Genomic DNA, 14,200 nt, shown 5'->3' on the forward strand with positions numbered 1-14,200 from the left:
TGGCGTGCAATTGCTGGAATTAATCCAGATCGAGGCGAAACGGTTTGCCGATCACGGTCAGATTGCCGGGGCCCATCTCGTCGAGCGCGCGGACCATACGGCCGCCGCGGCCCAGCGCCTTGTCGGCGAGAGTCACGAGCAGGCGGTTGGGGGAGGCGATCGGCGAGGCGGCGCGGATTCGCAGCGCGATGTCGCGCTCGTCGCGGTCCGGATTGAGCATGCAGGCGGCGGCAAAGGTGCTGGCGGTGGAACGCGAGATGCCGGCATAGCAATGGATCACCAGCGGCGAGGCGCGATCCCAGCCGCGGACGAAGTCCAGCACCTGCGTGATGTGACCTTCGTTGGGCGCGACAAAGCCGTCCATCGCCTCGGTGATGTCGTCGACCTGCACCCTGAGATGATTGGCCTCGCTGATCGACGGCGGCCGCTGCACCTGCGCGACATTGGCCATGATGGTGAGCACGTGGCTCGCGGCCGTGTCCTTCACGGTGGGATGCAGATCGGCGAGCGAGCAGACGTGGATCATCGGGGAACCTTTTGTTGAGCGTCGTTATAACGCTCCGTTCTCTCCACGTCATGCCCGGGCATGACGGAGTTTAAATTACGCCAGGAGCGCCTCAAACCTTGCCAGAAACCGCTTCTCAGCCTTCCCCGCCGACCACGGCGTCAGGTAATCTTCCACCATAGCTTCCGAGAGGCCGGGATCCTTGCCGAACAGACGCTTTGCCTCGGCCTCCTTGAATCCCGCAAGGCGTGTGGCTTCCAGATAGGCGGCGCCCATATCGGCGGCCTTGATCTGTTTGGTGATCCCGGGCTCCAGCGCTGGCGGCAGGCCGAAGCGGATGTGGATGGCGCCGAGCAGGCGATTCTCGATCACCTTGTAATCGCCGCCGATCACCGCCTTGAACGGCGAGATCATGTCGCCGATGACATATTCCGGCGCGTCATGCAGCAGGGCCGCGAGCCGCACGCGCTCATCAGCGCGCGGCATCTGCTCGCGCAACACGGCTTCCACGAGAAGCGTGTGCTGTGCCACCGAGAAAATATGAGCGCCGTGGGTCTGCCCGTTCCAGCGCGCGACGCGCGCGAGCCCGTGGGCAATATCGGCAATTTCGATATCCAGCGGCGAGGGATCGAGCAGATCAAGCCGCCGGCCCGACAGCATGCGTTGCCAGGCGCGTGTGGCGACGTCGCGGGAAAATCTTTGGTCGAATTTCGATTTGGTCATCGGTTTTTTGTCTTGAGTTTCTTGCTGCTACTTCGCCTTGAGGCGCGGCTTGCGCTTCAGGCCCATGCAGGCCTCGTGGCAAAAGCAGGTCACGAGATGATCGTTGACCATGCCGGTGGCCTCCATAAAGGCATAGACGATGGTCGGGCCGACGAATTTGAAGCCGCGCCCCTGCAGGTCCTTGGAGATCTTGGCCGATAGCGGGGTCGAGGCCGGCACGCTGCCATGGGTCTTGAAATTGTTGACCAGCGGTTTGCCATCGACGAAGTCCCACAGATATTTCGAGAAGCCGGCGCCTTCTTCCATGATTTTCAGATAGCCTTTGGCGCTGAGGATCGCGCCTTCTATCTTGGCGCGGTTGCGCACGATGCCGGCATCATTCATCAGCGCGTGAACTTTCTTCTCGCTGTAGCGCGCGATCTTCTCCGGCTGGAAATCATCGAATGCTTTGCGGAAATTGTCGCGCTTGCGCAGGATGGTGATCCAGGAGAGGCCGGCCTGGAAGCCATCGAGGATCAGCTTTTCATAGAGCGCGCGGTCGTCATATTCCGGGACGCCCCATTCGGTGTCGTGATAGGCGACATAGAATGGATCTTCACCCGGCCACGGGCAGCGCGTCTTGCCGTCGGCATGCGCGATCGCGGGTTTGCTCATGCCGAAATCTTTTTCATGCGGGGGTCTTTTTCGTGGCCAGTGCGCGCACCGCAGCGGCGTCGGCCAGATGAATGGCGATGTCGCCAGCCAGGAAAGCGGCATCGGCATCGAGCGCATCACTGGCGCGGTCGGTGCGGATCATGGCGAGGCCACGGCCATCGGCAGACGAGCCCATGGTGCCGATAGGCTTGTCCGCAGCGCGGATTTCGGTGCCGGCGGCCGGCGCCGCGCCATCCAGCGTGACGCCGACAATGCGCGTGCGCGCAGTGCCGCGATGCTGCATGCGGGAGACGACCTCCTGGCCGATGTAACAGCCCTTGTCGAAATCGACGCCGGAGAGCTTGTCCATATTGGCTTCGTGCGGGAACGCATCGCCATAGGCAAAGTCGGCGCCCCCGCGTGGCACGCCGAGCCTGATGCGGTGCGCTTCATAGGCTGATGCATCGACCAGTTCGGCACCAACCAGCGCAGCCGTCTTCGGGACCAGATCGGGCGGCACGAGGATGCGATAGCCAAGCTCCGCATTGCGCGGATCGGCGAAGGTCAGGTCTGGCTTCATGCCGGGCTCGCCATCCCACACCGCAAGCACGCCGAGCGCGTCGGAGAGATTCTCTACCGTCACCTTGGCGCGCAGCTTGTAGAAGCCGAGCTTGGTGGCCAGCGGTTGTGCCAGTTCGCGCGGGCAGTCGATCAGCAGCCCGCCGCCATGGCCGGCCGGCGCTTCGGTGATGAGGAAGTCGGCGATGATCTTGCCCTGCGGCGTCAGCAGCGCGCCGAACCGCGCGGTGCCCGGCGTCACCACCTCGATCTCGGAGGTCACGAGGTTGTTGAGGAAACCGCGGGCGTCGTCGCCGGCGATTTTCACCACACCCCGATCGGGGAGAAACGCTGCTTTCATTGGGAAAATCTCGAAAAATCCAATAAACGAGCCAGGAAACGAGGGTGAATCACGGCTGGCGGATATGACAGCTAAAGTTAAGCCGCTAAGATGCCGACAACAAGGCCCGCGCTCATCCTGCGCGGCATTCACAGGCTGTGACGAGACCAGATGACCCAGACATTCGACACCATTTTGAAGAACGGCACCGTCGTCAATCAGGACGGCGAGGGTGCGCGCGATATCGGCATTCGCAATGGCCGAATCGCGGCCATCGGATCGCTCGGTGCGGCCTCGGCCGCTGAAGTGATCGACTGCAAGGGGCTGCACATCCTTCCGGGCGTGATCGACACCCAGGTGCATTTCCGCGAACCGGGCCTCGAGCAGAAGGAAGACCTGGAGACCGGATCACGCAGCGCCGTGATGGGCGGCGTCACCGGCGTGTTCGAAATGCCGAATACCAATCCGCTGACCATCGACGAAGCCACTTTCACCGACAAGGTGAAGCGCGGCCATCATCGCATGCATTGCGATTACGCCTTCTTCATCGGCGGGACCCGTGAGAACGTGCAGGACCTGCCGGAGCTGGAACGTGCGCCCGGCTGCGCCGGCGTGAAAGTATTCATCGGCTCGTCGACGGGCGCGCTGCTGGTCGAGGATGACGACAGCCTCCGCCGCATCTTCCAGGTCATCAAGCGCCGCGCCGCCTTCCATGCCGAGGACGAATATCGCCTCAACGAGCGCAAGAACCTGCGCATCGAAGGCGATACTCGTTCACACCCGGTGTGGCGCGACGAGACTGCGGCGCTGATGGCGACGCAGCGACTGGTCAACCTTGCGCGCGAGACCGGCAAGCGCATTCATGTTCTGCATATCTCGACGAAAGAAGAGATCGAATATTTGCGCGACCACAAGGACGTCGCGTCCTGCGAGGCGACGCCGCATCATCTGACCATGGCGGCGCCAGAATGCTACGAACGCCTCGGCACGCTGGCGCAGATGAACCCGCCGGTGCGCGATGCCAGCCATCGCGACGGCATCTGGAATGGCATCAGTCAGGGCATCATCGATGTGCTCGGCTCCGACCACGCGCCGCACACGCTCGAGGAAAAGAAGAAAATCTATCCGGCGTCGCCCTCGGGAATGACCGGCGTGCAGACACTGGTGCCGATCATGCTGGATCACGTCAATGCCGGCCGCCTGTCGCTGGCACGCTTCGTCGATCTGTCGAGTGCAGGTCCCGCGCGGCTCTACAACATCGCGATGAAGGGCCGCATCGCGGCGGGCTATGACGCCGACTTCACCATCGTGGATCTGAAACGCACCGAGACCATCACCAATGACTGGGTAGCCTCTAAGGCTGGCTGGACGCCCTATGACGGTGTGAAAGTCACTGGCTGGCCCGTCGGCACCTTCGTGCGCGGCCGCCGCGTGATGTGGCAGGGCGAGCTGGTCGCGCCGTCGCAGGGTGAGACGGTGAAATTCCTGGAGACGTTGAAGGCTTGAACTCTTCACCCTCCCCTGGAGGGGGGGCGATGCATGCGAAGCTCGCAGCGGGGTGGGGTGAAATCACGAGCGACGTAGTGTGTGGCCTCACCCCACCCCGTCTCGCATCCGCTTCGCGGATTGCTCACCGACCCTCCCTTCAGGGGAGGGTAAGAAATCTTACTGCCGTGCCAGTGTCAGCGAGAACTCGCCATTGCGCACGCGGCCCGGAAGACCCTCGACAAACTTCGCTACGGCGTCTTCGCCATAGGTGCCGACGAGCTCGGCAAAGGCCGCGAACAGGCTGGCCTGCGCGAGGCAATCGCCATCGACGCCGTCATGCCGTGCTTCCGCCCAGGCTTCGTTGAGATAGCTCAGCGCGGCCTGCTTCTGTTCCTGATCCGGTAGCGGATCGCGGGCGGGGCGGTACGACAATGATTCGCTCATGAAATTCCCAAAACGGTCTTCGGCGCTCATCAAAGCGAAGCGCGCCTCGCAAGTTCGAATCGAGATTTACCACGCGGAGCAGGTTCCGCGAGCGACATCTTTAAGAAAGGTTAACGACAGTGACTCACATTGTCCGACATTATGTTAACAGCGGGAACCGGCCATCTTGACCGGTTGAGGAAGCCTATGGACGCAAACAGTTTTTCGTCTTTCGCGAGTCCCGGCGACGCTGCGCGCGCAGCAGAGTTGCGCCGCGTCAAGGCGATCGCGGCGCTGGTGCTGGCGAGCTGTCTGGTGGTGTTCATAACGGCAAAAATCCTGCTGCCGATTCATCCCGCGTTCGGATTCGTTGCGGCCTTCGCGGAAGCGGCGACCATTGGCGGATTGGCGGACTGGTACGCCGTTGTCGCGCTGTTCCGTCGGCCGCTGGGTCTGCCGATTCCGCACACCGCGATCATCCAGGCGAATCAAAATCGCATCGCCGACAAGCTGGGTGAATTCATCGAGGTGCATTTCCTCGAAGCCGGGCCGGTCGAGGCCAAATTACGTGAGGTGGATTTTGCGAGTTTCGTTGCAGACTGGCTGAGCGACAAAAAGCGTAGCGCGGATCTCGCGCGTTTCTTGCTGCGGCTGTTGCCGGAGGCGATGTCGGCGACGGAAACGTCTGGTCTCAAAACCTTCATCACGCGCCGCGTGATGACCCAGCTGCAGTCGGTTGATCTCGCGCCCATCGCTGCCGGCACCATGCGCGGCTTCATCAGGGATGGTCGCCATCAGGGCCTGCTCGATAACCTGCTCGGCGCCATGCATGGCGCGCTGACCGAGCCGGACACGCTGGCTGTCATCAAGAACAAGATTCGCGACGAGCTGCCGACGTTGCTCAAACTCTATCGCGCCGATGCGTTCCTGCTGAAGCGCATCGTCGCGTCGGCCACGACCTTCTTTGACGATGTGCGCAAGGATCCAGCGCATCCGTTCCGTGGTGAGTTCGACCGCATGCTGCTCTCCTTCGTCGATCGGCTGGAGACCGAGCCCGGCTTCACCGGCCGCATCGATGGGTTGAAGCGCGATCTGCTGGCGCGCCCCGAGCTTGCCGAACTTGGGCGTAATCTCTGGAACAATGCGCGCAGCTTCATCGAGCGCAGTGCGTCGGGTGAAAGCAATGTACTGGCACATCATCTCGCCAATGTGTTCGTCGAGGCCGGCGCAGCGCTGCGCGCCGATGCCGAGATGCGCGGCGAGATCAACCATGGCATCGTCGTGGTGCTGCGCACGTTCATCGCCGATCAGAAAAGCGGCGTGTCGAGTTTTATCGCCGATCAGGTGAAGGGCTGGGACATGCAGCAGCTGATCGGCGTCATCGAAGTCAATATAGGCCGCGATCTGCAATATATCCGCTTCAACGGTTCGCTGATCGGCGGGCTCGCCGGGCTGGCGCTCTACACGATCGAATATCTGTTGCGACTGCTGTGAGAGCAGTTCCGCATTGCGGAAGTGAGGCGCCGGAGGGGTATCGGGATGCGCTTGAACTGCCACAAGGCCGACCTTAACTTGAGTGAACTGATAGTTGCTTCGGTGCGTTGTGTGATTCCCTCCCTGTGAGGCTGCATTCAAATCAATCGATATGACCGGCCAACGCGCCGGCGAGAGGAAATCAGATGTCGGCTACGGCCCAGGCGCAACGTCCCCCATCGAAAACCCTGATGTTTCTTGAAGGCCGTGCGGTTCACGAATTCGGCGCCTTTCTCGGCGCGCTGCCTCTGCTGAATCTCGCGCCGCGTGGCGATGGTCATCCGGTACTGGTACTGCCCGGCCTTGTGGCCTCGGATGTTTCGACAGGTCCGCTTCGCACCTTCCTCAAGGGCCGCGGCTATGCCGTCAGCGGCTGGAAGCAGGGCCGCAATCTCGGGCTGCGTGACGGCGTGCAGGGCAGCATGGTCGAATTGCTGAAAGAGATGAACGAGACCCACGGCCGCAAGGTGAGTTTGGTCGGCTGGAGTCTCGGCGGCCTTTATGCGCGCCAGCTCGCCAAGATGATGCCGGACCGCGTCCGTTCGGTGATCACGCTGGGTAGCCCGTTTGCCGGCCATCCGAAATCCACCAATGCCTGGCGTGTCTATGAATTCGCCAGCGGCAAACGCGCCGATGACACCGACGACGATTTCGGTGGTTCGCTTGCCGATACGCCGCCGGTCCCGACCACCGCGATCTACAGTCGTACCGACGGCGTCTGTGCCTGGCAGGGCTGCATGGAGAAGCCGTCGGCGATGTCCGAGAGCATCGAGGTCGAGAGCAGTCATTGCGGGATGGGGCATCACCCCGCCGTCGTCTATGCAGTGGCAGAGCGTCTCGCGCAGAAGGAAGGCGCGTGGGCGCCGTTCGATCGCTCAGGCTGGCGCAGTTTGGTTTATCCGGATCCGAACAGGTAGAGGCACACACTCCACTTTCCGCCGTCATTGCGAGCGTAGCGAAGCAATCCAGAAGGCCGCAAGCGAAGACTGGATTGCTTCGTCGCAAGGGCTCCTCGCAATGACGTGGAGAGGTTCGCGGGTTACTCAGCCGCCTTGGTCACGATCCTGATCTCAGATGTCAGTGTCCGGTGTACCGGGCACTTGTCAGCGATCTCCATGAGCTTTGCGCGCTGCCCCGCATCGAGCTTGCCGTCGATCGTGATGACGCGCTCAATCTGGTCCAGCATGCCGTCCTTGGTCTCGCATTCCTCGCAATCCCTGGCGTAGATCTTCTTGTGGTTCAGCGTCACCGTGACGTGGTCCATCGGCAATGCCTTGCGTTCGGCATAGAGCCGCATGGTCATCGCGGTGCAGGCGCCGAGCGCGCTGAGCAGCAGATCATACGGACCGGGTCCGGTGTCCTCGCCGCCGGCGGCGATCGGCTCGTCGGCGAGTATCTGATGCGGGCCGACATTGATGACCTGCTGGAATTTGCTGGCGCGCGTCTCGCTCACCACCACCTTGCGCGGCTCTTCAGGCAGGCTCGCTACGGGCATGACGGCGACCGCATTGAGATAGCGCCCGGCCCAGGCGGCGATGACATCGGCGACATAGATAGCGTCATGCTTTTGCGTGAGCAGATGATCGGCGCCGGCCAGCGAGACGAAGCTCTTGGGATGTTTGGCAGCGACGAAAATCTTCGTGGCGTTGTCGATGCCCACTGTGTCGTCGGTGGGCGCATGCATGATCAGCAGCGCCTTGTGCAGCCTGGTCACCTTTGTGATCAGATTGTGCTCGGCGATATCGTCGAGGAATTCACGCTTGATGCTGAACGGCCGGCCGGCGAGCTTGACCTCGACCTCGCCTTTTTCGCGGATCGCGTCGACATGTTCGGCGAACATGTCGGTGACATGCGCGGGATCGGAGGGCGCCGCGATGGTGACAACGGCCTTGGCTTCCGGCACCTGTTCAGCGGCGGCGAGGATCGCTGCGCCGCCGAGGCTGTGGCCGATCAGGATTGCCGGTGCCTGGCGTATTTCCCGCAAATGGTCGGCGGCCTTTACGAGATCGGCGATATTCGACGAGAACGTGCTATTGGCGAAATCGCCCTCGCTGGAGCCGAGGCCAGTGAAGTCGAAGCGCAGCACGGCGATGCCCTTGAGCGTCAGCGCCGCGGAGATACGCCGAGCCGCGAGCACATCCTTGCCGCAAGTGAAGCAATGCGCGAACAGCGCATATGCATGGACAGCGCCATCGGGCAGGTCCAGCGCCGCCGCCAGCATATGGCCGGCCGCGCCGGGGAATTGAAAGCGTTCAGTTGGCACGGTGGGCTCCTGTCGTGACAGATGTCTCTTTGTACACCGATTCCACCCAATCAATCAGTGGGTACCCAACACCCGTGCGAGAATGAGGCCGAGCTGCTCTCTTCGCGCCGCACCTCGGGTTGAACTTTAGTTCTGCGCGGCCGCTCGAGCACGCGCTTGCCGGCCTCCGATGTCGGTGCTAGATGTCGGGTCATCGTACAACTTTTGGGGTGCGCTGCCGCTACAAGCTGATGGACGGCGGGCCGGCACGCTCCTAGAATTGTGACAAGATCGACCCCGCAAAGGGGCGAACCAGAATAATGGCCAACGCGCCGCATCGGGAAATTCACAGGGAGGATTTCGTCCATGAAGAGAAGAGATGTCGTCAAAGGCGGGCTGGCCGCGCTCGCGGTTGGCGCTACCGGTCTCGGGCGGTTCACGCCTGCGCAGGCGCAGACCAAGATGGTCCTCAAGGCCTCTGACGTCCACCCGCTCGGCTACCCCACGGTCGAATCCGTGGTGCGCATGGGCAAGAAGCTGGATGCCGCCACAAGCGGCCGGCTCACCATCCAGATGTTTCCGTCCATGCAGCTCGGCGGCGAGAAGGAAGCCATCGAGCAGGCCCAGGTCGGCGCTCTGCAGATCGCGCGCATTTCCGTCGGTGCCGTCGGCCCGGTGGTCGATGACGTCAACGTCTTCAACATGCCGTTCGTGTTTCGCGATTCCAAGCACATGGAAGCGGTCCTCGATGGCGAGATTGGCACCGAGCTGCTGAACAAGATCACGGCCAATGAAAAAACCGGCCTGGTCGCGCTTGGCTGGATGAATGCCGGCTCTCGCAACATCTATAACAGCAAGCGCCCGATCAAGACGCTCGCCGATCTCAAGGGTCTCAAGATACGGATGATCGGTAATCCCCTGTTCATCGACACCATGAATGCGCTCGGCGGCAATGGTGTCGCCATGGGCTTCGATCAGGTGTTTAGCGCCATGCAGACCGGCGTCGTCGATGGGGCCGAGAACAACCTGCCATCCTTCGTGGCGCAGAACCACTTCCAGGTCGCCAAATATTTCTCGATGACCGAGCATCTGATCATTCCGGAATTGCTGGTGTTCTCGAAGGCGTCATGGGCGAAGCTCACGCCGGACGATCAGGCGCTGCTGAAGAAATTCGGCCGCGAAGCGCAGCTCGAGCAGCGCGCGCTCTGGTACGAGGCGGAGAAGACCGCGCTCGACAAGATGAAGGAAGTCGGCACCGACATCGTCACGTCCATCGACAAGCAGCCGTTCCGCGATGCCGTGAAGCCGGTGTGGGACAAATACGGCGCGAAATACGCCGAGATGACCAAGCGCATTGCTGCGGTGAGCTAGCGGCATGTTCTCAATGTGTCGTCCCCGCCGTCGCGGGGACGACAGGATAGACCTGCGCTTCCGTCGCGTTACCTGAGGTCTTCATGTCTGACGTTATTTCCAAACTGCCGGCTGCATCCAATCATCACGCCGATACGGCCAGCGATGGTGCGGCTTACGCGTTCCGCCGCGCCATGAACGCACTGTATTGGTCCGGTGCCGTGTTTTCTTGCTTTGCGCTTGTGCTGATCTCCGCGATTATCCCTTGGGCTGTTTACACCCGCTACATTTTGAACAGCGCGGCGTCGTGGCCGGAGCCGCTGGCGGTGTTGCTGACCATCGCGGTGACGTTTATTGGCGCTGCCAACTGCTATCGCCAGCGCATCCACATGAACATGACGGTAGGTACCAACCTGCTACCGCCTCACGCGCGTGTCGTAGCTGCTTTCATCAGCGAGTTGCTGATGGCTGCGGTGGCACTGTTCATGGTGATCTGGGGCATGAAGCTGGTGATGACCACCTGGGGCAATTCAGTGGATGAATTTCCCTGGTTGTCTGTCGGTATCACCTACATGCCGATCCCGGTTTCCGGCGCGATGATGTTTCTCTTTGTCGTCGAACGCCTGACCATCGGCCCGCCGCCGCAGGATGGCAGCGACGCACACATACCTCTCGACTAGCTTCGCCGATTAGCTCCAGCCAGAACAAAGAAAATCCGACATGGACATCGCCGTTCTTCTGCTCAGTATGTGTCTGTTCTTCGCCGTCGGCATGCCGATCGCCTTCGCGCTGGCGCTTTCGGCGCTGGTCGGTGCGCTGTGGATCGATCTGCCGGTCGCGGCCGTGATGCAGCAACTCTCCAGCGGCGTCGGCAAGGTGTCGATGCTGACCGTGCCGTTCTTCGTGCTGGCCGGCGCCATCATGGCAGAAGGCGGCATGGCGCGGCGGCTGGTGGATTTTGCTGCCGTCGTGGTCGGCTTCACGCGCATTCGCGGTGGCCTGTCGCAAGTCAACATTCTGGCCACCACCATCATGTCCGGAATCTCCGGCTCATCAGTCGCGGATACATCGGCGATTGGCTCGGTGATGATCCCGCAGATGGCGGCGAAGGGTTATCCACGGGTGTTCGCCACCAATGTGACCATCTCCGCCTCGGTCCAGGCGATCCTGGTGCCGCCGAGCCACAATGCGGTGATCTATTCGCTGGCGACCGGCGGCGTGGTCTCGATCACCAGCCTGTTTTTGGCAGGTATCGTGCCCGGGCTACTGCTTGGCTTCGCGATCATGCTGTTGTGTCTCTACTTTGCCTATCGCGATGGTCATCCGAAAGGCGAGCCGGTGCCAGTGAAGCAGGCGCTGAAGATGCTGGGGGATGCCACCTGGGGCATCGTCACGCTGGTGATCGTGCTCGGCGGCATTCTCACCGGCGTGTTCACGCCGATCGAGGCAGGCGCGGTGGCGTGCGTCTGGGCCTTCTTCGTCACGATGTTCATCTATCGCGACTACAAATGGTCCGAGCTGCCGATGCTGACCTACCGAACGCTGCAGACGGTGGCGATGGTGCTGACGCTGGTCGCGACCGCGTCATGCTTCGGCTATGTCGCCGCCATGATGCAGATGCCGGCGCATATGACGGAGTTCTTCGTCGCCATCTCGTCGAATAAATACGTGCTGCTGATGTGGCTCAATATCATGCTGCTGATCCTCGGCACGGCGCTCGATCTCGCGCCGCTGCTGCTGATCTGCACGCCGATCCTGCTGCCGGTGGTGAAGAGTTTCGGGATCGACCCCGTGCATTTCGGCATCGTGATGCTTCTCAATCTCGGCATCGGCCTACTGACGCCGCCGGTCGGTACCACGCTGTTCGTGGGCTGCGCCATCGGCAAGGTCTCGGTGGACGAGGTGATGCGTGGCATCTGGCCGTTTTACTGGGTGATGTTCGCCGTGTTGATGCTGGTGACTTACGTACCGTGGTTCTCGATGGCGCTGCCGCACGCATTCGGCTTCAGGTGAGCTACTGGACCGGATCGACTGACAACTGCTTGTAGCGTTCCTTGCCGTTCAGCAAATGCCGGCGCATCGCATCGCGAGCCTTGCGCGGCGAACGGGCGCTGATCGCATTGACGATGACTTGATGCTCCTTCTCGATGCTCTCGAGATAGCGCTTCTGCAATTCGGCCTTGCCATCGAAGGTGCGGATGCTCTGTCGCGGGATGATGAGACCGCCGAGGAATTCCAGAAAGCCGACGAAGCGCGCATTCTGCGTCGCGACGGCAATGGCGAAGTGGAAGTCGAAATCCTCCTTCACCGCACGGTCGCCATTGGCGATGGCGCGGCTGAAGGTAGCTGCGGCCTTGGCAATGGCTCGGATCTGGGCAGCGGTGGCGCGCTCGCTGGCTATAGCCGCGGCCTCCATCTCGACGGCCGTGCGCAGTTCAAGAATTTCGATCACGCTGCCAAGCGAGCCCAGGCCGTCGGGGTCGATGGCATAAGGTTGCTGATCGGGCTCACTGTTGACGAAGGCACCGGCGCCCTGCCGGGTGGTTACAAGGCCCCGGGCGCGGAGTGCGGCAATCGCCTCGCGAACGACCGTGCGGCTGACGCCCATGGCCGCCATCATGGCCTGCTCGGTCGGCAGGCGCGCGCCTGCGGGCAAGCGGCCTTCGATGATCTGGGCAGCGATGCGCTCGACGACTTCCTCAGTACGGCGGCGCACGGGATTGAGCGGTCGCAGCAAAGGCGTGCCTGCGGCCCCATTGGTTGTCTTGCGCTTGGTGCGTGGCTTAGCTTGTCCGGTCATCGTACAACCGGGCTATCATCGCCGATGTCGCTGCGCAAGCTTGCGGCACGCGTCATTGCGCTGCACGCTCTTACATTGTTTCGAGTTCGGGCAGCTTGAGATCGCATTCGACCCAGGCGCCGTTAATGGTGAAGCGCTGGAACGGCGAGTCGGGCACCGGTGCCTGCAATGGGGCGAGGAACTGCGCGTCGGCGGGGCTGCGGAGGTGAAACTGGATATGGCTGGCGGAAAGGGCGTTGCGCGACAGCCAGATCATGCCGGAAAACAGCTCGATCAGCAGTTGTCCGTATTTATCGAGACCGGCACTCCCGAAGTCGTAGGTCGGCGACACGGTCATGAAACGGCAACGCAGCACGGGACCTTCGAATTTGGGCATCAGAAGTTTGCTGACCTGACAGAAGGCCTGCGGAACGGTGCCGTCGTAGAGACCGTACAACCCACCCTTGCCGCCCTGCATGACAGGGTCCAGCGCCGCGAAAATACCCTGGGTGTAAGTGGAGAAGTCTTCCTCGGCTGCCTCGGCAGCCTTCCGCCACTGCGACTTCAGTGAAGCCCAGCTTCTGTCGGCGTCGGTGATCGGCACGAGCCGCATCTCGAGGTCCCCCCGCCGATTTACACACGGCCGGATGCAACCCTAGCTATATACCCTCAAGATTTTGATAACGCGGGAACTTGGCGCCAGCGGCGTTTGCGCGCCAGCGGACGTCTACAGAGCGCGTTCAGGCGCCAGCGGACTGTAGTCCGGCTGCAGCTGCGGCCACGATCGACGCCACGACCTGCTTCCAGGTCTTCGACGACTGCGGGCGATGAGACGAGGCTTTGAAGCGCATGGTCTTGTCCGGTTTGGCCGCACATATTGCTGCGCAGCCGAGCGTCCTCAGGGACGACACCCGGAAAATCGTGCCTTGCGCGGGGGAAGTCGATCCCCCGGCAAAAATAGCAATACCCGCGCTGCTCTCGTGCCGGACGGCGGTTGGCTTGTTCTCTGCCGGCAATGAACGGCAGTGAATTATTCTCGCTGCCTCAACCCATCGCGGGAGCTTGCTCCTGCACTGCCGCCGGCTCCTGGCAAACATCGACCCAGCTGGCCCCGGTCAGTTCGGCCATCCGTGCCGGGGACATCCGCACCGAACTGTTGACCGAGCCCGCCGCCGGCCACACCTCGGCGAATTCCTTCAGCGACACGTCGCAGTAGACTTGTAATGGCGTTGCCAGGCCGAACGGGCAGACGCCGCCGACCGGATGGCCGGTGAGGGCAACGACCTCGTCGGCCCCCAGCATGCGGGGCTTGCCGCCAAGTGCATCGCGTGCCTTCTTATTGTCGAGCCGCGCTGTACCCTTGGTCACCACCAGCACCACCCGGTCGCCGACCCGCACCGACAGCGTCTTGGCGATTTGGCCGGGTTCGACGCCCAATGCCTCGGCGGCGAGAAGGACCGTGGCCGAGCTTTTGTCGGTGACCGTGACGGATAATTCGGGGGCGGTGGCGGTGAGAAAGGCGCGGACGGACTCAAGGCTCATGATGCGGTCTCGGTGACATACCGCCACGCCCTCTCACATGTCGCCGACAAAGTGAAGTCAGATCCGTGCATTGGGGAACTGGGA

Annotated in this window: 15 protein-coding genes; 6 read left to right on the forward strand and 9 right to left on the reverse strand. The window is 62.0% G+C overall.

From position 1 onward, the window contains the following. Positions 1-19: 19 nt before the first annotated feature. From AB8A23_RS09230 to ygfZ, 4 genes are all read right to left on the reverse strand, one after another. Positions 20-526 (reverse strand): tyrosine phosphatase family protein, encoded by a 507-nt coding sequence (locus AB8A23_RS09230; RefSeq protein ID WP_439059874.1) that lies wholly within the window; start codon positions 524-526, stop codon positions 20-22. 75 nt (positions 527-601) lie between these two features. After that, complete coding sequence (locus AB8A23_RS09235; RefSeq protein WP_093757166.1) at positions 602-1,228, reverse strand: YfbR-like 5'-deoxynucleotidase; 627 nt, start codon at positions 1,226-1,228, stop codon at positions 602-604. A gap of 27 nt (positions 1,229-1,255) precedes the next feature. Beyond that, positions 1,256-1,882, reverse strand: a complete 627-nt coding sequence (locus AB8A23_RS09240) for a DNA-3-methyladenine glycosylase I (RefSeq protein ID WP_439059873.1) — start codon at positions 1,880-1,882, stop codon at positions 1,256-1,258. Positions 1,883-1,895: 13 nt separating this feature from the next. Further along, a complete protein-coding gene (gene ygfZ / locus AB8A23_RS09245; RefSeq protein ID WP_439059872.1) occupies positions 1,896-2,780 on the reverse strand; it encodes a CAF17-like 4Fe-4S cluster assembly/insertion protein YgfZ in 885 nt (294 codons plus the stop codon). Positions 2,781-2,930: 150 nt separating this feature from the next. On the opposite strand from ygfZ, the gene AB8A23_RS09250 reads away from it, so the two are divergent. Continuing rightward, positions 2,931-4,265: a dihydroorotase gene (locus AB8A23_RS09250; RefSeq protein ID WP_439059871.1), complete on the forward strand. Its 1,335-nt coding sequence runs from the start codon at positions 2,931-2,933 to the stop codon at positions 4,263-4,265. A 159-nt stretch (positions 4,266-4,424) separates the two neighbouring features. Here the strand turns inward: AB8A23_RS09250 and AB8A23_RS09255 are convergent, their stop codons facing one another. Next, a complete protein-coding gene (locus AB8A23_RS09255) occupies positions 4,425-4,691 on the reverse strand; it encodes a hypothetical protein (RefSeq protein ID WP_068730348.1) in 267 nt (88 codons plus the stop codon). Positions 4,692-4,877: 186 nt separating this feature from the next. On the opposite strand from AB8A23_RS09255, the gene AB8A23_RS09260 reads away from it, so the two are divergent. After that, positions 4,878-6,164, forward strand: a complete 1,287-nt coding sequence (locus AB8A23_RS09260) for a DUF445 domain-containing protein (RefSeq protein WP_439059870.1) — start codon at positions 4,878-4,880, stop codon at positions 6,162-6,164. Between the two features lie 185 nt (positions 6,165-6,349). After that, positions 6,350-7,120, forward strand: a complete 771-nt coding sequence (locus AB8A23_RS09265) for an esterase/lipase family protein (RefSeq protein WP_089265856.1) — start codon at positions 6,350-6,352, stop codon at positions 7,118-7,120. Positions 7,121-7,242: 122 nt separating this feature from the next. On the opposite strand, the gene AB8A23_RS09270 is transcribed toward AB8A23_RS09265, so the two are convergent. Continuing rightward, positions 7,243-8,466, reverse strand: a complete 1,224-nt coding sequence (locus AB8A23_RS09270; RefSeq protein ID WP_439059869.1) for a bifunctional alpha/beta hydrolase/OsmC family protein — start codon at positions 8,464-8,466, stop codon at positions 7,243-7,245. Between the two features lie 345 nt (positions 8,467-8,811). Between AB8A23_RS09270 and AB8A23_RS09275 the strand changes: the two genes are divergently transcribed. The 3 genes from AB8A23_RS09275 to AB8A23_RS09285 all read left to right on the forward strand — a co-directional run bounded on the left by AB8A23_RS09275 (position 8,812) and on the right by AB8A23_RS09285 (position 11,808). Further along, a complete protein-coding gene (locus AB8A23_RS09275; RefSeq protein WP_439059868.1) occupies positions 8,812-9,816 on the forward strand; it encodes a TRAP transporter substrate-binding protein in 1,005 nt (334 codons plus the stop codon). 83 nt (positions 9,817-9,899) lie between these two features. Beyond that, entirely contained in the window at positions 9,900-10,475 is a 576-nt protein-coding gene (locus AB8A23_RS09280) for a TRAP transporter small permease (RefSeq protein ID WP_439059867.1), read from the forward strand. Between the two features lie 40 nt (positions 10,476-10,515). Then, the gene (locus AB8A23_RS09285; RefSeq protein ID WP_175367804.1) at positions 10,516-11,808 is read left to right on the forward strand and encodes a TRAP transporter large permease; all 1,293 of its coding nucleotides are present in this window, start codon (positions 10,516-10,518) and stop codon (positions 11,806-11,808) included. Between the two features lies 1 nt (position 11,809). On the opposite strand, the gene AB8A23_RS09290 is transcribed toward AB8A23_RS09285, so the two are convergent. The 3 genes from AB8A23_RS09290 to AB8A23_RS09300 form a co-directional block, all read right to left on the reverse strand. Beyond that, positions 11,810-12,595 carry a FadR/GntR family transcriptional regulator gene (locus tag AB8A23_RS09290; protein WP_175367805.1) on the reverse strand — a complete coding sequence of 262 codons (786 nt, stop codon included), beginning with the start codon at positions 12,593-12,595 and terminating at the stop codon, positions 11,810-11,812. 70 nt (positions 12,596-12,665) lie between these two features. Beyond that, positions 12,666-13,187, reverse strand: coding sequence for a hypothetical protein (locus tag AB8A23_RS09295; RefSeq protein WP_175367806.1), 522 nt, complete (start codon positions 13,185-13,187; stop codon positions 12,666-12,668). 431 nt (positions 13,188-13,618) lie between these two features. Next, complete coding sequence (locus AB8A23_RS09300) at positions 13,619-14,116, reverse strand: YbaK/EbsC family protein (RefSeq protein ID WP_439059866.1); 498 nt, start codon at positions 14,114-14,116, stop codon at positions 13,619-13,621. Positions 14,117-14,200 lie beyond the last annotated feature (84 nt).

Source organism: Tardiphaga sp. 619_E2_N8_4 (genome assembly GCF_051810905.1).
Taxonomy (GTDB): domain Bacteria; phylum Pseudomonadota; class Alphaproteobacteria; order Rhizobiales; family Xanthobacteraceae; genus Tardiphaga; species Tardiphaga robiniae.